This is a genomic window from Streptomyces sp. NPDC091682, assembly GCF_044756625.1.
Classification (GTDB): Bacteria; Actinomycetota; Actinomycetes; order Streptomycetales; family Streptomycetaceae; genus Streptomyces.
The window spans coordinates 338,907-356,265 of the sequence record NZ_JBIVTH010000001.1 but is presented as its reverse complement, the minus strand read 5'-3'; the positions used below and the strand labels follow the sequence as shown (position 1 = coordinate 356,265).

Sequence of the window (17,359 nt, the reverse complement as noted above, 5' to 3'; positions counted from 1 at the left end):
CCTCGTGGCGGTCAGCGCGGCAGGCGGGCGGAATCCAGCAGGGCGTGCAGCCGTACGCCCGGCAGCCCCGGGTTCGCCGCTGCGCCTTCGGCCGTCGCCGGGTCCTGGAGCAGCCTCTCCAGGGTGTCCCGGGAGAAGAGCGGGTTGGCCGCGGCCGCCCGGCGGACCTGCTCGTCTGGATCCCCGAGCAGCTCTACGGGGGCCCGTCCGGTCGGGTCGGCGGCAGCCAACGCCCGTACCTCCGGGTCCTCGTGCCCGAGCAGGTGGGCCAGACCGGTCCGCGGCAACCGGGACTGCAGCAGCAGGTGGGGGCGTTGGCCGGGGCGGGCGACGAAAGCCGCGAGGACGATCGCGGGCGGCGCCAGGGGGTGCCAGGAGGCCAGCCGGTGCCGCACCTCCTCGTCCGGGTCACGCGCCAGCCGTCGTACCAGGTCGGCGGGGAGCGCGGGGCAGCGGGCGGCTGCCAGGCGCAGCACCACCTCCTCGGACATCGCGCACGCCCGGTACCAGTCCGGGTCCGGAGTCGCGTACGGTTCCAGGATCGGACAGCAACACTCGAGCGGGCCCTCGCCCATCTCGTGGTCGACGGCCTCGCACTGGGCCCGGGTGCGAGGGAGCGGCTGTACCCGCGCACGGGTGCGCACCCGTGCGTCGGGGTCCTCGGCGAGTTCCGCCCACAGCGCCCGATCGAGGTCGGCCCGGGCGGCGACGCGTACGCGGACCGCGGGGTCCACGTCACGGGCGAGCCGGACGAGGGCGTCGCGGGGCGTGTACGGGTTGCCGGCGAGGGACCACCGGCACTCCGGATCGGGCAGGCACGCCGCGACGACGGCGTCCGACAGCGCGTAGTTGTTGAGGATCGACCACCGATGGTGGCAGGCCCTTTCCGGAAGCTCCGCTTCCATGGCTGTGGGGTCAGCCGTCCGCACGTGGTGCTCGGCGCGCGCCCGGACGTCCGGGTGGGGGTCGGCCAGCAGGGCGTCCTGCTGCTCGCTGGTGAGCCCTGACCACAGGTCCGTCGCGAGGGCCCGCAGTGCGGGGTGTTCGTGCCCCAGCATCCTGTAGCGGAAGGAAGGGGGCATCTGGTACGAGGACACGAGCTCCCCCGCGATCTCGTTGGCCGTGAGGTGCCCGGAGTCGCCGCCGTCCTCGGCCGTCAGCAGGAACACGAGCGCGTCGTCGGGCAGCGGCCGGGGCTGGCGCGGGCGCGGGAGGGGGCCTGAAGCGACCTGCGCGCGGACGAGGGAGTGGGGGTCCATGACCAGACGGGCCCGCTGGGCCGGTGGGACGTGGGGGTTGCGGGCGAAGGACCGGCGTACCCCGGCATCCGGGTGCGCGATCACCGCGTCCATGACCCCCTGGGGAAGGGAGCGCTTCTCGCACAGGATCCGCCGGGCCTCCCCGCCGGCCGGGTCCAGCAGTCGCAGCAGGACGTCGGCCGGGGCTCCCGTGTTGGCCGCGACCCCGCGCAGCCACAGGTCTTCAAGGGCAGGGGTGGAGTCGGACATCCGATCATCATGTCAGCTGCCGTGGGAACTTGGGTGACCTGCAGTCGGTCACGGCCGGGTGGCCCTTCACCGGTCACGGTCCCACAGGGCCGGTGAGGTGAACCCGTACGTCGGATGGCGGCGGGTCGGGTGGCAGCAGTGGCAGACCGCCGGCGCGGCCCCGAGGCTCTCTTGCGGAGACGACGACGAGGAAGGGCAGCAGTCCATGCCGCATGCCGAAGAGGAGGGCGTCGCCGTGCGCCCGGTCGATACGGTGGACCAGCAACGGAGTCGAGCCGGACACCTGCGAACTGCGATCAGGAGGACCCATCTGATCCCGGCGTTCCTGGTGCTCACGGTCATGATGGTGGCCCTGTGGTTGATGGGCATGCCGTTCCTCCAGGCCCTGACCATCTCCACCGCAGTGAAGATCGCGGTGGCTCTGCTCGAACTCCGCCGGCTGCCCGGCCCCGTCGACGACTGACGCGAGGCGGGTAGCGCCCCCGCGCGGACGCGCGTCGCGTGCAGGGGCCGTTCCTAGGCGGACCTGCGGCGCAGGGCCCGGCGGACCACGTACAGGACGACGAGCAGCACGATGACGACGACCACGACGATCAAGAGTTTCTTGAACAGCCCGCTCTTCTTCTTGCTCTTCTTTCCCTTCTTGCTCCCGGTGGTGGCCCGGACCTGGGACGACATCGGTGCCCGGAGGCCGGTTGCCACGCCGGAGCCGGCGAGGAGACCGCTCTGCGGGAGCGCTGCGGCGGCAGGAGCCTGCCGGACCGCCGGAGCGGCCGCTGAGACGGTCGCCGACGGGCCCAGTAGCAGCCCGGCGACCACGAAGAGCGGGATGAATGCCGCCGCGGCGATCGGACGCTTCTTCGGAATGCTGTTCGTTGTCACTGTTTCCCCTGTTCTCCCCTGCCCCGGCCGGGTTCGGTGGGATCCGGAAGGCCGTGGCTTGGAAGCATCGTCAACGAGTTCGACCGCCCCGGCAAGGACTTGGCGGCCGTTGGCACAGACTCTGGCACCCTGGGCGCATGACGACGGGGGACGGTCGGGTGCAGGGTGTGGGGCGGGGGTTGGGGCAGGGATTCGGGGTGGGGGAGGGGTACGCGTGGTACCGGGGGGTGTCGCCCGGAGGGTCCGTCCATCGGCACGCCGCCTTCCAGCTCGTCCTGGCCCCCCGGGACGAGGCGGCCCTCGTCGGGGCGGACGGCAGGGTCGTGCGGGGAGCGGCGTTGCTCGTCCCGCCCATGACCGCGCACCGGATGCTGTCGGCGCGGGATCTGCTCACCGTCTTCGTCGAGCCGCACTCGGCCCTGGCCGACCGGTTGCGCGGGCGATGTGGTTCCGGTTCGGGGATCGTGGCGGTGCCCGAGCTGCGCCGGCTCGACGAGGCCGAGCTCGGTCGGGCGGCGGCGCTGCCCTCGACCGGACTGGATCCGCGGTTGTTCGCCGCGGCGGCCCTGCTGGAGGGGCGAGCGGGGCAGGAGGAGCCGGTCCCGATGAACCTGGTCGCTGCCCGGGCGGGTCTGTCGCCGCAGCGGCTTCGGGCCCTGGCCCGAAAGCAGCTCGGCATGACGCTGGCGCGGCGGCGCATCTGGCTGAAGCTGCGCCGGAGCGCGGAAGCTCTGGCAGAGGGGTGCAGCCCGGCCGATGCCGCAGCCGCCGGAGGCTTCGCCGATCAGGCCCACCTCACCCGCCGGATGCGGGAGATGATCGGGATGACTCCGGCGGCCGTGCTGCGGGTGATGCAGGTGCTGCCGGCGTCAGCCGCCGGCGCGCCGGGCGACGTACACCGAAATGGACCCGGTGACGGTTGAGACGACCTCGGCCTCGCGGACCCGGTCGAATCCGGCCCCGGTGATGAGGGAGGGCAGGATGCCGTCGGAGTTGGGCTGGGTGTCGGCCCGGCCGTCGGCGAGTTGGACGACGCGGAACGCGGTGCGCATCAGACGGGTGCGCTGGAGTCCGTAGTCGGCCAGGACCAGCCGGCCGCCGGGCCGCAGCACGGTGTGCAGTGCGTCCAGGATCGCCCGCTTCATCGGGAGCGGGCACTGGTGGAGGACGAGGCTGGAGACCGCGGTGTCCACGCTGTCCGCGCCGAGTCGGTCCACCAGTTCGTCGCCCATGCCCTGGAGCCAGTCGACGAGTGCGCCCGCGGCCCGGGCCTTGCGGCGGGCGACGGTCAGGATGCGGGGGTCCGGGTCGATGCCGATGATGTGGGCGGCGGGTTCGATGCGGTGCAGGAGCAGGGCCTGGGAGCCGGTGCCGCAGCCGACGTCGACGATCACCTCTTCCGGCCGCGGAGCCACGTGCATGGCCAGCAGGCCGCGCCAGAGCCGCTCGCGCACCAGGGCGGCCACGGGGTCGTAGAGGCTGGTGGGGGCGAAGCGGCCCGCGGCGGGTGTGAACGCTCGGGCGGCGTGCGGGGTGTCGCGGGGCCGGGGCCCGGAGGGTCCGGGAGGTGCGGAGGGCTGACGGCTACGGCCGGGGGATTCGCTGGACCGGGCCATGACGGCAGTGTCCGGCGCCCCGGCGGTACCGGTCTTGTACGAACCGCTCGCCCCGGGACGCCTCCCGGGGCCGTTACGGCGCGGAGGCTGCCGTCGGACGATGACGCGTACGCCCGTACGCCCCGTCCGTCCCCCCGGTCCGTCCGCCCCCGGCCCGTCCGCCCGCCCGCCTGCCCGTCCGCCCGCCCGCGGTCCGGGAGGTGCGCGGTGGACCGGGGCGACCTCGATCGAGTACGAGCTCCGTTCGACGGCGGACCGCGAACGGAGCCCTCGAGCTCAGCGCCGGTGTGCGACCGCCGCCAGGGTGTCCTTGACTTCCTGCACCACGCGGGCCGCGTCCTCCGGGTTGTGCACCACATCCGTGTGGTTCATGTCGATGACGAGGACCTCGCTGGCCGAGTAGTGCTTGTGCACCCAGTCGTCGTAGCCGGACCACAGCGTCCGGTAGTACTCGACGAGGCTCTCGTCCTGTTCGAAGCCGCGGCCCCGCAGCCCGATGCGGTGCAGCACCGTCTCGAAGTCCGCCTTCAGGTAGACCATGAGATCGGGTGCCTTGCGGTACGGCAGACCGTCGATCTCGCGCATCATCTCGTTCAGCAGCCCCTCGTACACCTGCATTTCGAGGGAGCTGATCCGGCCCAGGTCGTGATTGACCTTGGCGAAGTACCAGTCCTCGTAGATGGACCGGTCGAGGACGTTGTCCCCCTGCTTGTACGCCTCCTTGATCGAGGCGAACCGCGTCTGCAGGAAGTAGAGCTGCAGCAGGAAGGGGTAGCGCTTCGCCTGGATCTCTTCGGGGCTCGCCGTGTAGAAGAGCGGCAGGATCGGATTGTCTTCCACGCTCTCGTAGAAGACGTCGCTGCCCAGCTCCTTGGCGAGCAGCTCGGCCACACTCGTCTTGCCGATTCCGATCATGCCTCCGACGCAGATCACTGGCATACCTCACTTCTCCCTGGGGGTCTTCTGTTCGTGGGCGGGTGGGCCGTGCGCCCCACTCCACTGAGACGCACGCCGGCGGTCACGCGATTCCCCGGGATCTTCATGATCAGCGTCATGTGGTCGCCGGCCGGACCAGGGCCCTCGTGCGGGCTGGTCTCCTCGACCGGTCGGCCCGGCCGTTCCGCAGCCGCCGCGCAGAGCGACGAGCCGCAGCCCAACGGCCGCCTTGAATCCTAAATGATGATCAGCCTCTCGCTGGCCAGGGAGCCGGCACCCTCCGTCGCCCGCTGCGGCCCGGGCCGGTACGCCACGGAGGACCCGGACCGCTACGCGGTGCTGGAGCCCGGCCGCCCGTACGCCATCGCGGTCCAGTCCGGATCGACTGCGGGTGCCACAGGCGCCGCGGGCACCGGGGCGTGGACCTGGTACGCCGAGCCGGTCCGACGGGGCGTCGCCGGAGAACGGGAGCACCGGCGGGAGGCGGCCCAAGGGCGAAGTGCGGGGTCCCCTCCGGAGCTCTTCTAGGGGCATCTATATTTAGGGCGCCCTAACTTCCAGGTCGTGCGAGTGCTGCCCGCTTGCCGGTCCTGGCCGACCGAGCAGAAACGGAACCTGTATGAGACCCGAATCCACGGCCCTCGTCTCCCCGCGAGCGGACGTCCTGACCGAGACCGTCGAGGGCTTCGGCACGGTCCGCTTCACTCCGGTCGACCCCGTTGTGGACTCCGCCGTGTTGCACTCCTGGGTCGTCGAGGAGCGCGCGCAGTTCTGGGCATGAACGGCGCCAGCCGGGAACTGGTCCAGGAGATCTACGAGGACGTGGACCGCCGAGACACGCACCACGCGTACATGGTCCGGCTGGACGACGAGCCCGTGGCGCTCTTCCAGACGTACGAGCCCTCCGAGGACCGGGTCAGCTACTGCTACGAGGCGCGGGAGGGAGACATCGGCGTCCATCTGATGCTGGCCCCGGCGACGGACCGGCCCCGGCCCGGATTCAGCAGGACCCTGATCGGATCGCTCATCCGGTTCACTTTCCGCGACCCGGCCGTCCTGCGCGCGGTGGCCGAACCCGACGCCTCCAACGCCAAGGCGGTCGCTCTGCTGAACCGGCTCGGCTTCGTCCGGCAGGGCGAGATCACCCTCCCGGAGATCGACTTGCCCGAGGTGTACCTCCCGGAGAAGCGGGCCGTGTTCGCGTTCCTCGACCGCCCCGCCGTACTCCCGGCCGCCGTTGCGGCCGTCCTCCCGGCCTAGTCGTCGACCGGCTGCGGCGCCCCTGCCTGGTCGTCCCTACCGGCCCGGGGCGCGCAGCAGGCCCGCCGGCAGGTAGCCGGAGCGCACGTTCAGCGCCCAGCCGTGTGCCTGTACGGCGAGCGCGGCCAGTGCGATGGCCGTGACCGGTAGCAGCGTCCTCGGCGCGGCATCCGGACCGGTGCTGTCGCGGTGTTTGAGGAGACGGCTGGTCAGGGCCTGCTCGAACGCGGGCTGGTCGTCGTCGAGAAGTACGCGCAGCAGCCGCTGGTCGGCGGTCAGCGCGCCCGCCCCGTCGAGCCGGGCGGCGGCCGCGGCGCGCTCCTCCGCGTCGGGTGTGCGCAGGGGCGGCACCCCGGAAGCGACCCAGGGTGAGCGGGGCGTCTCCACCAGGTGGAGGTAGGCGCAGAGCGCGTCCATCTCCGCGAGTTCGGCCGGGTCGGAGACCGAGCTCAGGGACGAGTGGGGCAGTCCGGCGTGGAACATCGGCGCGTAGTCCGTCTTCAGCAGGGGACCGATCACCCGGGCCCGTTCCCAGACGAGTCCGGTGATCACGTTCAGGGTGAAGGCGTCCACCCAGACCCGGGCCGTGGGCGCCTGGTCGACCGCGTCGCCGAAGTCGAAGTCCTCGCTGCTGAGCTCCTCGCCGATGAGGGGGAAGAGACCTCGTAGTCCCCGCCGGGGCACGTTCCGAGCGTCAGCGCGCCGAGCGCGCACTCCGCCGCCGTACGCAGTGCCAGTCGGCCCGGCTCGCCCACCAGCTGCGGATCCTGGAGGGTGAAAGCGCCGACGTGGTCCAGGAGCTCGTCGCCCATCTCCTGAATTCCCTTGATGGACAGGCTGTTGTAACGCAGTCCGTGCCAGCGGCCGAAGGTCCGCCCGTCAATGTCCTCCAGGGCCCGGCTCGTCCGCTCCGGAGCCCGCTTCGCACGCGGCCGCCTTGTCGAACGGCCCGAGGCAGTTGCGGCCTAACCAATCGAGAAGACGGCACCAGGTGCGGCGTAGTCGACGGGACCGTCGAACCGGGCCGAGGCGCGTGCGACCGCCTGTCGCGGGGTAAGGAACCGGCCGACGTGGGTAACGATCAACCGGCCTGCCCGGGCCGCGCCGGCCGTGTCGCCGGTGTCTTCCGGTGTGTGGTGCACCTTTTCGCCTACGGTCGGCGCCTGGGCGCTGTCGGCCTCGCAGAGCAGCACGTTGCATCCCTCGGCCAGCCGCGTGAGGTTCGCGCACGGTGCTGTGTCCCCGGAGTAGACCAGCGATCGGCCCTCGGCCTCGATGCGTACGGCGAAGGCCGGGACGCCGTGCGCCACTGCCCGGCTGGTCATGGTGAGCGCGCCGACGCGCGTCTGGTGCCCGTCATCCAGTTCATGGACGGAGAAGGCGGACTCGACCGGGCTACGCGTCGAGGTGTTGGTGAGGAAGTGGGCGAGCCGGTTGGCGATGCCCGGCGGCCCGTACAGGGGGATGGGCGCGGCGAGCCGAATATCCGAAAAGAGCGCCGCGTAGTAGGCGGTGAGCAGGTCCGCGCTGTGATCGGCATGCAGATGCGAGATCCAGATTGCATCCACCTCATCGAGCCGGACATGCCGCTGCAGCTGCGCCAGCGTCCCGCTGCCCGCGTCCATCCACACCCGAGTGTCTCCGCTGGACACCAAATAGCCAGAGCAAGGGTTGTCCACGCTCGCATAGGGCGTCGCGGATCCCAGGACGGTGAGACGGAGAAGACGGCTGGTCATCCGGAGAGTCTATGGAACGCTTGAGCCACAGGTGTTGGCGATTTCTCCCTCATCAACCCTGGGTTCGGCAGTGTCCGCCTCGGCATTGCGCCAGACCGTCAGGCCGACGGTGATGAACCCGATTGCCTCGGCGACGCCGACGGTCGGCAGCGGCTCGGTGCGCACCGGCAGGGCGGCGACTCCGCCGTTACCAGCCGAAGCGTCGGTTGACCACGGCCGCGAATTCCTCGAACGTCAGCACGCGGTCGCCGTTCTGGTCGGCCGCGTCGAACAGTGCCGAGGAGTCGTGGGTGTCCCCGACGCCCCAGAAGGGGATGGCTCCCTGCGCCGCGAGGGTCGGCCCCTTGGAGCGCAGGGCGCCGATGACCTCGGCGCGGGTCAGGGTCCCGTCCTGGTCGAGGTCGAGGGCGTCGAACAGGCGCCGGGCCTTCTCACTCATCACGTGGTCCTCTCAGCGGTACACGCACCGTCTCTCGGGCGGCGCGTCCTGTAGGTGAGGACGTCGTGAGCCCCTGTCGGGTTGCCCCGCCGGTCTCGGTCTCGGTGTCGGTTTCGGCGCGGCGCGGCGCAGCGCGGCGCGGCGGGGCGTGCTCATGGGTGGCTCCCGGCCCCGCGGCGGTTGAAGGGCAGCCTGCCGAGGACGACCGCCATGCCGCAGGTGTCGGTGAGCGCGGAGAAGACCAGGCCGCCCCCGATCGCCGCGGACAGCAGCGCGAGGGCGGGGTGGAGGAGCAGCCCGAGGGCCAGGCCGAGCAGCACGCCGACGCCCGCGGTGAAGCGGGCCTGGCGTTCCATCGCCCAGACGGCCCGCGTCCGGGACCCGTCGGGATGCTGCAGGACGTGGCCCTCGGCGGTCCAGGCCTGGGTGCCGCCCCTGAGGCTCGACGCGGGGATGCCACGGGAGACCAGGGTCCCGGCGGCGTTCTCCGCACGGGCACCGGAGGCGCACACCACGAGCAGGGGCCTGTGTTCGGCGGCACTCCGCAGCTCGGGCAGGCTCCGTGTGAGTCGGTCGAGGGGGACGTTGACGGCGTCGGGCAGGTGGCCGGACGCGAACTCGGCCGGAGTCCGGACGTCGACGACGGTCAGCTCGGACAGCCGTGGGTGCGCCTGGCTGACGTCGAGGCGGGCGGGAACGCTCATGGCGGACCTGGTCCTTGGCAGAGGGGGCGGGAGAAGGGGCTCCGCGGTACGCGGTACGCGGTCACGGGGCTCGGTGCGGCGGGCGACACCGTTGCCGTGTCGGGGATGCTAGGTACCCCGGGACGACCAGACCAGGGGCCGGCGAACCCCGCCACGGAACCGCCACACGCCGGCAACAACCCGCAACGAGCGGCCGGGCCCGCCCTCATCCCCCACCCGCGCGCGGCGCCGCTCGACGGGGTGGACGGCCGCCGCGCTACCAGGTGACGTACAGGGCCTGCGGTGAGCGGTGGATCAGCGTGGGGCGCATCTGCGGCCGCGGGCGGTCCCGGTCCAGCCGCAGCTCCGGCATGCGACGGACGAACAGCTCGAGGGTCAGGCGGAGCTGATCGCGGGCCAGTTGGGATCCCGGGCAGCCGTGGGTCCCGTACCCGAAGGCGAGGTGCTGCCGGTTCCCCGGCCGGGTGATGTCGAACTCCCCGGCCCGCTCGTACCGTCGTTCGTCGCGGTTGGCCGAGCCGAACGCCACCAGCACGGTGGACGCCGCGGGCAGCTTCGTCCCGGCGAGCGTCACCGGCCGGGTCGTGGTCCGCCGGAAGGCCTGGATGGCCGTGTCGTGGCGGACGGCCTCCTCCACCGCCGCCGGGACCAGGGACGGATCGGCGCGGAGCGCCCGCCACTGCCGCCGGTCGCCGAGCAGGTGCAGCAGCATCGTGCCGATGAGGGCGCTCGTCGTGAGGAATCCGGCGATCAGCAGGTTCTGCAGGCTCGTCACCAGCTCGTGGCGCTGTTCGAGGGTGAGCTCGGCGTCACCGGGGGCCAGGGCGGCCACCATGGTCGAGCACATGTCGCCCCGGGGGCGCTCGCGCCGCTCGCGGACGTACCCGTCGAGCAGGTGCTGGAGCGCGACCACGTCCTCGGCCGCGGCCACCTGCCCCTCCGGCGACAGCGGGCGGAACAGCAGCTCCTCGGCCCGGTAGCCGCCGTGCACGGCCGCGGGCACGTCGGCGGGGTCCAGTCCGATCAGCCGTCCGACCACCATCCCGGGCAACCGGCTGGCGTACGCCTCCACCAACTCCGCGGACCCGTCCGCCGCGAAGCCGTCGACCAGTTCCTCCGCGCACGTGCGGGCGTACGGCAGCAGCGCTGCCACCCGGGCGGCGGACAGCCCCCGGTTCAGCGGGGCGCGGTGCCGCCGGTGGGCCGCGCCGTCACTGGACACGACGGTGGGCCGGGGCCCGAACCCCCGCGGCAGGACGCCGAGCGCCGCCTCCGAGAGCGGCATGTCCGGCAGCAGGGCGTTGGCCGAGGAGAAGTCCTCCGTGCGCAGCAGCACCTCCCGTACGTCCTGGTCGCGCGCCACCAACCACGCGTCGAACTCGGGGACGTACATCAGCCCCTCGGCCCGGCGCGCACGGTCGTAGAGCGGATAGGGGTCGCGGTACAGCTCGTCACGCCGCGCCTGGTCGTCGAGCCGAGCCACTGGGACCTCCGGATCACGGTCGGGACCGGGCGGTGGCCACCGCCGCGGGTGTCCTCCGGTGCGCCGGGTCATCCTGCCCGAAACCCGCCCGGCCCGGTAGGGCGCCTGCCAGGAGCGGTGCGGGCCGGGACCGGTGCGGGCCGGGACCGGTGCGGGCCGACCGGTGCCGGGGGCGGGCGATGCGCGACCGGGACGATCTGTGACGGAAGTCTGACGTTCCGCCGGTCCGCCTGGATTCCACTACCCCGGGGTGCTGGAATCGAAGGGTGACGACAGACCACTCCGACTTCGAGGGAACCCCCGTCGGTCGCCGTCTGGTGCTCGGCATGCTCGGGCTCGGCGCCGGGGGCCTCGTGGCCGCACCGTACGTACAGCGCGGGATCGAGGCCTTCCTCGGGGCCGCCTCGGACAAGGACCCGACCGGGCTCACCGGGCTGCTCCCCAACGGAGGTGGCTTCCGCTACTACTCGGTCGCCGCCTCCGTACCGCGGAAGAACGAGCAGGACTACCGGCTCACCGTGGACGGTCTGGTCGAGCGCCCCGCGACGTACACCCTCGACGCCCTGCGCGCCCTGCCGCAGCACCGGGTGGTGCGGGACGTGCAGTGCGTCACCGGCTGGCGGGTCCCCGAGACCCCCTTCGCCGGCGTCAGGCTGTCCCTGTTGCTGGACGCCGCCGGAGTCGGTCCCGAGGCCAAGGCGGTCCGCTTCACCTGCTTCGACGGTGCGTACAGCGAGAGCCTCACGCTCCCGCAGGCCCGGCGCGACGACGTGCTGGTCTGTCTGCAGATGCAGGACGAGCCGGTCAGCCACGCGCACGGCGGCCCGGTCCGGCTCTACGTCGCGCCGATGTACTTCTACAAGTCGGCGAAATGGCTGTCCGGGATCACCGTCACGTCCGAGGTGCGGCCCGGTTACTGGGAGGAGCGGGGCTATGACGTCGACGCCTGGGTCGGAGGGTCCAACGGGCGCAGTGACACCTCCACCGTCTGAACCGGCCCGACGGGTCGTCCGGTTCACCCGTGCCGAGCGCTGGGTCCACCGCACGACCGCCGCACTGACCCTGCTGTGCGTGGCGACCGCCGCCGCTCTGTACGTACCGCAGTTCGCCGAACTGGTCGGCCGCAGGGCTCTCGTGGTGACGGTCCACGAATGGGCCGGCATCCTGCTGCCCGTGCCGTTCCTGATCGGTCTCGCCTCTCCCGCCTTCCGGGCCGATCTGCGCAGGTTGAACCGCTTCGGACCGCACGACAGGAGGTGGCTGCGCGCGGTGCGCGGACGCGACCGCCGGCGCGCGTCCCGGCCCGCGGGGAAGTTCAACGCCGGTCAGAAGCTCTACGCGTCGTGGACCGCAGGTGCTGTCCTGGTGATGCTGGCGACCGGTCTGCTGATGTGGTTCACCCATCTGACACCGCTGATCTGGCGCACCAGTGCCACCTTCGTGCACGACTGGCTGGCCCTGGCCGTAGGGGTGGTACTGGCCGGGCACATCAGGATGGCGCTCGCCGACCCGGAGGCACGCAGGGGCATGCGCACCGGGTCCGTCGAGCGCCCCTGGGCGGAGCGGGAGCACCCGCTGTGGCTGAAGGACGAGCCGAGGAACGAGCGCGCCGAACGGCCGTGAGAAGGGGCTGAGGTCGAGGTCGAGGCGGATGCCGGATGCCGGACGGGCGTTCCGGCGGAACGAGGACGGCCGGGTGTTGCAACACGCTGCAACCAGCGCCGATCCAAGTTGAGTTGACACCGACCCCATCCCTGCACCACCCTTTCACTACTTATCTAGTGAAAGGGTGGTGCAAGGCGTGCTGGAATACCGCATCGACCGGCGCAGCGGCATCGCCACGTACGTGCAGATCGTCCAGCAGACCAAGCAGGCCCTGCGTCTGGGCCTGCTGGAGCCGGGCGACAAGCTGCCGACGGCGCGAGAGGTCGTGGAAGCCACCGCGATCAACCCGAACACCGTCCTCAAGGCCTATCGCGAACTGGAACGCGAAGGCCTCGTCGAGGCGAAGCGGGGGATGGGCACCTTCATCCGCAAGTCCTTGGGCAGCGCCCCGGCCGAGTCCCCGTTGCACGCCGAACTCACCGACTGGGCCCGGCGGGCCCGGGACGCCGGTTTGGAGCGCGACGACGTGGCCGCACTCTTCACATCCGTACTGGAACGACACTTCAAGGGGGACGGCGAAGCATGACGGAAACCGTGATCGAGGCCGAAGGCCTCGGACTGCGCCACGGACGCCGGGGAGGTTGGGCGCTGCGCGACTGCTCCTTCCGCCTCCCCGCAGGCCGGGTGTGCGCGCTCGTCGGGCCCAACGGCGCCGGGAAATCGACCCTCTTGGGCCTCGCCGCCGGCCTCGCGCTCCCCACGGAGGGCACCCTGCGCACCGTGCCGCGCGAGAAGCTCGCGTACGTCGGACAGAACAAGCCCCTCTATCCGCAGTTCACCGTCGCCGAGACCCTGCGGATGGGCCGCGAGCTCAACCCGGGGCGCTGGGACGCGGCGACGGCGCAGCGGATCGTCGAGGCCGGGGAACTCGACCCGCGTACCAAGGTCCGCAGCCTCTCCGGCGGGCAGCGCACCCGCGTCGCGCTGGCCCTGGCCCTCGGCAAGCGCCCCGACCTGCTGCTGCTCGACGAGCCGATGGCCGACCTCGACCCGCTCGCCCGGCGCGAGCTCATGGGCACCCTGATGGCCGACGCCGCAGACAACGGCACCTCCCTGGTGATGTCCTCGCACATCCTGACCGAGCTGGAGGGCGCCTGCGACCACCTCCTGCTCGTCGACCGCGGCCGGATCCGCCTGAGCGGCCCCATCGACGAGGTCGTCGCGGTCCACCGACTGCTCACCGGCCCCGCCGCCGCCTCCGCTCGACTCTCCGCCCACACCGTCGTCGAGTCTCGTACGACCGGCCGCCAGCTCACCGCCCTCGTGCGGCTGCAAGAGCCCGTCGACAACGGGGTCTGGCAGACGGAGCACCCGACCCTGGAGGAAATCCTGCTCGCCCATCTGCGTTCCCCCGATGCCCCGTCCTTCACCGGCCAGGACTCCCTCACCACCTCGGGGGCGCGGGCATGAGCGGCACGACACTGAGGGGCCCGTACTGGGTCGCCGTCCGCCAGCACCGGCACGTGCTGTGGGCGTTGCCCGTCGTCGTGGCCGTCTGCCTCGCCGCCATGGTCGCCCTGCGTTCCTGGGCCGGGGATTCGTCCTCGGACCAGGTGGGCGCGGCGTGGACGAACGACGGCTACCTGCTGCTGCGGCTCTGTGTGCAGTACGCCGGTACGGGCCTGCTGTTCCTGCCGTCACTGGTGGGGGCCTTCGTGGCCGGCCCCATGACGGCCCGCGAGTTGGAGAGCGGCACCTGGCGGCTCGCCCTCACCCAGTCGACCACCCCGAAGGCCTGGCTCGGCTCGAAGGTCGTGGTGGCGGCAGCCGCGTCGGTGCTCGGCGCGGTCGCCCTCGTCGGGGTCTACCGCATCGGCTGGGCGCGGATGGCCGGCACCTACCAACTCCATTGGGCGGACCGGGGAACGTACGAAGCCACCGGCCCGGTACTCGCCGCCTACTGCCTGCTCGGCGTGGCCCTCGGCGTGCTCGTGGGCCAGCTGGTCCGGCGGACGCTGGTGGCCATGGCGCTCACCGGATTGCTCACCGGCCTGGTGCTGCTGGGCGTCGGCGCGCTGCGGTGGTCGATCCTCCCCGTGGAGACGGGCACGATGCCGCTCCAGGGGAACCTCGCGAAGCTGATCCCCGGCGACTCCTTGATGATGGACACGGGGCTGCTCACCTCCACGGGGGAGCGCCTTCCCGAGTACGCGTGCTTCGAGCGGACCCACCACCTGAGCACCTGCCCGGCGGACCTGGACGTCACCGGCTGGTACGCGGAGTTCCACCCGGTCTCGCACTACTGGCCGACGCAGCTCATCGAGAGCTCGCTGGTCCTGGCCGTGGCCGGCGTCGCCCTGTTCGCCGCCTTCCGGCTGGTGGGCGCCCGGCGCGCCTGAGTCCGGGACGGGGCGGTGGGCGGTGTGCGGTGTGGGGAGTACGGCAGATGGCGGACGGCACTTGTGGAGCCGCCCCGCGGTCAGCACGCTTGATCCATGACCACACCCGTCCCCGGTCCGGTGCGGCCCCCTGCGGCGGTCCGGCCGGACGGCGCGCGCCGGGCGCTGGTGGCGGGATCCGTCGGCAACTTCATCGAGTGGTACGAGTTCGGGATCTACGGCTACTTCGCCAGCGTCATCGCGGCGCAGTTCTTCACTCCCGAGGGCGGCAGCGAGGTGGAGGGGCTCGTCAAGGCGTACGCGTCGTTCGCCCTGGCGTTCTTCTTCCGGCCGGTCGGGGCAGCAGTGTTCGGGCGGTTCGGCGACCGGGTGGGCCGGCGGCCCGCGCTCGTCGTGGTCGTCTGTCTGATGACCGGAGCCACGGCAATGATCGGTCTGTTGCCGACGTACGCCTCGATCGGCGCGGCCGCGCCGTGGCTCCTGACGCTGCTGCGGATCCTGCAAGGGCTCTCGGCCGGCGGGGAGTTCGGCGGGGCGGTCTCGGTCATGACGGAATGCGCACCACCGGGCCGCCGGGGCCGGTACGGGGCCTGGCAGTCGTTCACGGTCGCGCTCGGCCTGCTCGCGGGCGCCGCCGTGGCGGTGGTCCTGGCGAGCGCACTGACCGCGTCGCAGCTGCACGGGTGGGGCTGGCGGGTGCCGTTCCTGCTGACCGTGCCGCTGGGGCTCGTCGCACTGCGGCTGCGGTTGCGGCTGCCCCCGGACGAGCCCCGCACCGTGGGACCGCCCCCGGACGAGCCCCACGCCCTCGGACCCGAACACCGACCCGAACGCCGACCCGAACACCGGACCGGGCCCCGCTCCCGGCCGCGCCCCGTGCCGCGCCCAGGGGAGACGGTCCGGGCCGTGGTCCTGGGCATCGGGCGGATGATGGGCTGGTCGGCCGCCGGATACACCTTCCTGGTGGTCATGCCCTCCTACTTGCAGAGCACACTCGGTACCACCTTCCAGCAGGCACTGCTCGGCACCGTCCTGGCCAACCTGGGGTTCGCCGCGTCGGTCCTGCCCGCCGGCCGGCTGAGCGACCGGATCGGGCGGCGGACGGTGATGGTGGCGGGTGCCCTGCTGGTGGCCGTGTTCGCCCTCCCGCTGCTGCACCTGGTGCAGGACCCCGCCGGGTCGGCGCACACGAAGGGAGCGGCGCTGTTCGCCGCGGGCGCCGGCGTCGGCCTGATGGCGGGTCCGGGGCCCGCGATGCTGGCCGAGATGTTCCCGGCCAGGGTGCGCTGCACCGGGCTCGGACTGGCGTACGCGCTGTCCAACGCTGTGTTCTCGGGCTGTGCGGGACTGATCATCACCGAGGTGATCGAGCGGACCGGGAACGTCGACGTCCCCGGCTACTACGCCGCGGCGACCTGCGCGGTCAGCGTCGCCGCGCTGCTGACGCTGCGCGGCGACGACCACCATTGGGCGCTGCGATGAGCACCCTGCGCGTGGTCGGGCTGATGTCCGGCACGTCGTACGACGCGATCGACGCGGCCGCCGCCGACCTCTCCCTCCACGACGACACACTGGTGTTCACGCCCCTGGGGATGATCAGCACGGCCTACGACGACGCCCTGCGGGCGGACCTGGCCGGGGCCCTGCCGCCCGCCGGGGCGGACCTGGCCACGGTGTGCCGGCTCGACACCCGCATCGGACGGGCCTTCGCGGCGGCGGCGGTGCGGGCGGACGAGGAACTGTGCGGCGGACGGGCCGACCTGGTGGCGTCGCACGGGCAGACGGTTTTCCACTGGGCCGAGGACGGCAGGGTGCACGGCACGCTCCAGATCGGCGAGGCGGCCTGGATCGCCGAGGCGACCGGCCGGCCCGTCGTCTCCGGCTTCCGCACCCGTGATGTGGCGGCCGGGGGACAGGGGGCGCCGCTGGTCAGCATCGTCGACGTGATGTGGCTGCGGGGACGCCCCGGGGTGCCGGTCGCACTCAACCTGGGCGGGATCGGGAACGTCACGGTCGTACCGGGCGTGGCGGACGGGAGCGGAGGAGAACCGCTGGCCTTCGACACCGGACCCGCCAACGCGCTGATCGACGCGGCAGTGCGGGCCCTGGCCGGGCGGGACGCCTCGGGCGGGGCGTACACGATGGACGCGGGCGGGGCGCTCGCGGCGCGGGGCGCGGTCCACCCGCCGCTGCTGCGCAGGTTGCTGGACGACCCGTACTACGCCCGTCCCGCGCCGAAGACGACGGGCAAGGAACACTTCCACCTGCCGTATCTGCGCACGGCGCTGGACTCGTGCGCGCCGCTGCCCGTCGAGGACGTCGTCGCCACGCTGACCCGGCTCACGGCCCGGACCGTCGCCGACGCGATCCGGCCCTTCGGTGCCACCGAGGTGATCGCGTCGGGCGGGGGAACGCGCAACCCGGTGCTGATGGACTGGCTGCGGGAAGAGCTGGGTGGGATCGGCGGGGCCGGCAGGGTCGGTGGGGCAGGCGGGGTCGGTCGGTGCGTGGTGCGGTCCTCGGACGAACTCGGCCTGCCCGCGGGGGCGAAGGAGGCGTACGCCTTCGCCGTTCTGGGCTGGCTCACCGTGCACGGTCTGCCGGGCACCGTCCCCGCGTGCACGGGCGCCCGGCACGCGAGCGTCCTCGGCTCGATCACGCCCGGCGCCACGGGCCTGCGACTGCCGCGACCACCGGCGACGGCGCCGGTCCGGCTGACCGTCGGCGGAGGTACCGACGGCGGTGGGTCTCGCCTTTCTATTTCCAATCTGCATTGCTCCTAGAATGGTCG

The 17,359-nt window shown here is 72.4% G+C and carries 22 protein-coding genes; 12 read left to right on the top strand and 10 right to left on the bottom strand.

Translation table 11 applies throughout. The annotated features are described in order from the left end of the window. Nucleotides 1-11 precede the first annotated feature (11 nt). Nucleotides 12-1,508 carry a hypothetical protein gene (locus ACIQK6_RS01735; RefSeq protein WP_329106018.1) on the bottom strand — a complete coding sequence of 499 codons (1,497 nt, stop codon included), beginning with the start codon at nucleotides 1,506-1,508 and terminating at the stop codon, nucleotides 12-14. 205 nt (nucleotides 1,509-1,713) lie between these two features. On the opposite strand from ACIQK6_RS01735, the gene ACIQK6_RS01730 reads away from it, so the two are divergent. Then, complete coding sequence (locus tag ACIQK6_RS01730; RefSeq protein WP_329106019.1) at nucleotides 1,714-1,971, top strand: hypothetical protein; 258 nt, start codon at nucleotides 1,714-1,716, stop codon at nucleotides 1,969-1,971. A 53-nt stretch (nucleotides 1,972-2,024) separates the two neighbouring features. On the opposite strand, the gene ACIQK6_RS01725 is transcribed toward ACIQK6_RS01730, so the two are convergent. Then, nucleotides 2,025-2,390 (bottom strand): hypothetical protein, encoded by a 366-nt coding sequence (locus ACIQK6_RS01725; protein WP_329106020.1) that lies wholly within the window; start codon nucleotides 2,388-2,390, stop codon nucleotides 2,025-2,027. A 137-nt stretch (nucleotides 2,391-2,527) separates the two neighbouring features. On the opposite strand from ACIQK6_RS01725, the gene ACIQK6_RS01720 reads away from it, so the two are divergent. Beyond that, on the top strand, nucleotides 2,528-3,313 hold the full coding sequence (locus tag ACIQK6_RS01720) for a helix-turn-helix domain-containing protein (protein WP_402694097.1): 786 nt from the start codon (nucleotides 2,528-2,530) through the stop codon (nucleotides 3,311-3,313). Here ACIQK6_RS01720 and ACIQK6_RS01715 read toward each other — a convergent pair. Both ACIQK6_RS01715 and ACIQK6_RS01710 read right to left on the bottom strand, forming a co-directional pair. Then, nucleotides 3,260-4,006 carry a class I SAM-dependent methyltransferase gene (locus ACIQK6_RS01715; protein ID WP_329106024.1) on the bottom strand — a complete coding sequence of 249 codons (747 nt, stop codon included), beginning with the start codon at nucleotides 4,004-4,006 and terminating at the stop codon, nucleotides 3,260-3,262. The genes ACIQK6_RS01720 and ACIQK6_RS01715 overlap by 54 nt on opposite strands. A gap of 276 nt (nucleotides 4,007-4,282) precedes the next feature. Next, entirely contained in the window at nucleotides 4,283-4,945 is a 663-nt protein-coding gene (locus ACIQK6_RS01710) for a deoxynucleoside kinase (RefSeq protein ID WP_329106026.1), read from the bottom strand. Between the two features lie 237 nt (nucleotides 4,946-5,182). Between ACIQK6_RS01710 and ACIQK6_RS01705 the strand changes: the two genes are divergently transcribed. From ACIQK6_RS01705 to ACIQK6_RS01695, 3 genes are all read left to right on the top strand, one after another. Then, nucleotides 5,183-5,470 carry a hypothetical protein gene (locus ACIQK6_RS01705; RefSeq protein ID WP_402694096.1) on the top strand — a complete coding sequence of 96 codons (288 nt, stop codon included), beginning with the start codon at nucleotides 5,183-5,185 and terminating at the stop codon, nucleotides 5,468-5,470. A gap of 91 nt (nucleotides 5,471-5,561) precedes the next feature. Next, the gene (locus tag ACIQK6_RS01700) at nucleotides 5,562-5,723 is read left to right on the top strand and encodes a hypothetical protein (RefSeq protein ID WP_329106030.1); all 162 of its coding nucleotides are present in this window, start codon (nucleotides 5,562-5,564) and stop codon (nucleotides 5,721-5,723) included. Next, nucleotides 5,720-6,202 (top strand): GNAT family N-acetyltransferase, encoded by a 483-nt coding sequence (locus ACIQK6_RS01695; RefSeq protein WP_329106031.1) that lies wholly within the window; start codon nucleotides 5,720-5,722, stop codon nucleotides 6,200-6,202. Before ACIQK6_RS01700 ends, ACIQK6_RS01695 begins: the two co-directional genes overlap by 4 nt. A 36-nt stretch (nucleotides 6,203-6,238) precedes the next feature. On the opposite strand, the gene ACIQK6_RS01690 is transcribed toward ACIQK6_RS01695, so the two are convergent. The 6 genes from ACIQK6_RS01690 to ACIQK6_RS01665 form a co-directional block, all read right to left on the bottom strand. Further along, nucleotides 6,239-6,886, bottom strand: coding sequence for an immunity 49 family protein (locus tag ACIQK6_RS01690; RefSeq protein WP_329106033.1), 648 nt, complete (start codon nucleotides 6,884-6,886; stop codon nucleotides 6,239-6,241). A gap of 281 nt (nucleotides 6,887-7,167) precedes the next feature. Further along, nucleotides 7,168-7,938, bottom strand: a complete 771-nt coding sequence (locus ACIQK6_RS01685) for an MBL fold metallo-hydrolase (RefSeq protein WP_329106035.1) — start codon at nucleotides 7,936-7,938, stop codon at nucleotides 7,168-7,170. 9 nt (nucleotides 7,939-7,947) lie between these two features. Further along, nucleotides 7,948-8,103, bottom strand: coding sequence for a hypothetical protein (locus ACIQK6_RS01680; RefSeq protein WP_329106037.1), 156 nt, complete (start codon nucleotides 8,101-8,103; stop codon nucleotides 7,948-7,950). Nucleotides 8,104-8,125: 22 nt separating this feature from the next. After that, nucleotides 8,126-8,377 carry an EF-hand domain-containing protein gene (locus ACIQK6_RS01675; RefSeq protein ID WP_329106039.1) on the bottom strand — a complete coding sequence of 84 codons (252 nt, stop codon included), beginning with the start codon at nucleotides 8,375-8,377 and terminating at the stop codon, nucleotides 8,126-8,128. Nucleotides 8,378-8,529: 152 nt separating this feature from the next. Further along, nucleotides 8,530-9,081 (bottom strand): rhodanese-like domain-containing protein, encoded by a 552-nt coding sequence (locus tag ACIQK6_RS01670; protein ID WP_402694095.1) that lies wholly within the window; start codon nucleotides 9,079-9,081, stop codon nucleotides 8,530-8,532. Nucleotides 9,082-9,337: 256 nt separating this feature from the next. Next, nucleotides 9,338-10,564 (bottom strand): cytochrome P450, encoded by a 1,227-nt coding sequence (locus ACIQK6_RS01665; RefSeq protein WP_402694094.1) that lies wholly within the window; start codon nucleotides 10,562-10,564, stop codon nucleotides 9,338-9,340. 326 nt (nucleotides 10,565-10,890) lie between these two features. Between ACIQK6_RS01665 and ACIQK6_RS01660 the strand changes: the two genes are divergently transcribed. The 7 genes from ACIQK6_RS01660 to ACIQK6_RS01630 all read left to right on the top strand — a co-directional run bounded on the left by ACIQK6_RS01660 (nucleotide 10,891) and on the right by ACIQK6_RS01630 (nucleotide 17,351). After that, nucleotides 10,891-11,556: a molybdopterin-dependent oxidoreductase gene (locus ACIQK6_RS01660; RefSeq protein WP_402694278.1), complete on the top strand. Its 666-nt coding sequence runs from the start codon at nucleotides 10,891-10,893 to the stop codon at nucleotides 11,554-11,556. Beyond that, nucleotides 11,498-12,187, top strand: coding sequence for a cytochrome b/b6 domain-containing protein (locus ACIQK6_RS01655; RefSeq protein WP_329106045.1), 690 nt, complete (start codon nucleotides 11,498-11,500; stop codon nucleotides 12,185-12,187). Before ACIQK6_RS01660 ends, ACIQK6_RS01655 begins: the two co-directional genes overlap by 59 nt. A 178-nt stretch (nucleotides 12,188-12,365) precedes the next feature. Continuing rightward, nucleotides 12,366-12,755 carry a GntR family transcriptional regulator gene (locus tag ACIQK6_RS01650; protein ID WP_329106047.1) on the top strand — a complete coding sequence of 130 codons (390 nt, stop codon included), beginning with the start codon at nucleotides 12,366-12,368 and terminating at the stop codon, nucleotides 12,753-12,755. Beyond that, nucleotides 12,752-13,639 carry an ABC transporter ATP-binding protein gene (locus ACIQK6_RS01645; RefSeq protein ID WP_329106049.1) on the top strand — a complete coding sequence of 296 codons (888 nt, stop codon included), beginning with the start codon at nucleotides 12,752-12,754 and terminating at the stop codon, nucleotides 13,637-13,639. Before ACIQK6_RS01650 ends, ACIQK6_RS01645 begins: the two co-directional genes overlap by 4 nt. Then, the gene (locus ACIQK6_RS01640; RefSeq protein ID WP_329106051.1) at nucleotides 13,636-14,568 is read left to right on the top strand and encodes an ABC transporter permease; all 933 of its coding nucleotides are present in this window, start codon (nucleotides 13,636-13,638) and stop codon (nucleotides 14,566-14,568) included. Before ACIQK6_RS01645 ends, ACIQK6_RS01640 begins: the two co-directional genes overlap by 4 nt. Before the next feature lie 96 nt (nucleotides 14,569-14,664). Further along, the gene (locus ACIQK6_RS01635; protein WP_329106053.1) at nucleotides 14,665-16,050 is read left to right on the top strand and encodes an MFS transporter; all 1,386 of its coding nucleotides are present in this window, start codon (nucleotides 14,665-14,667) and stop codon (nucleotides 16,048-16,050) included. 5 nt (nucleotides 16,051-16,055) lie between these two features. After that, complete coding sequence (locus tag ACIQK6_RS01630; RefSeq protein ID WP_329108224.1) at nucleotides 16,056-17,351, top strand: anhydro-N-acetylmuramic acid kinase; 1,296 nt, start codon at nucleotides 16,056-16,058, stop codon at nucleotides 17,349-17,351. Nucleotides 17,352-17,359: the final 8 nt, after the last annotated feature.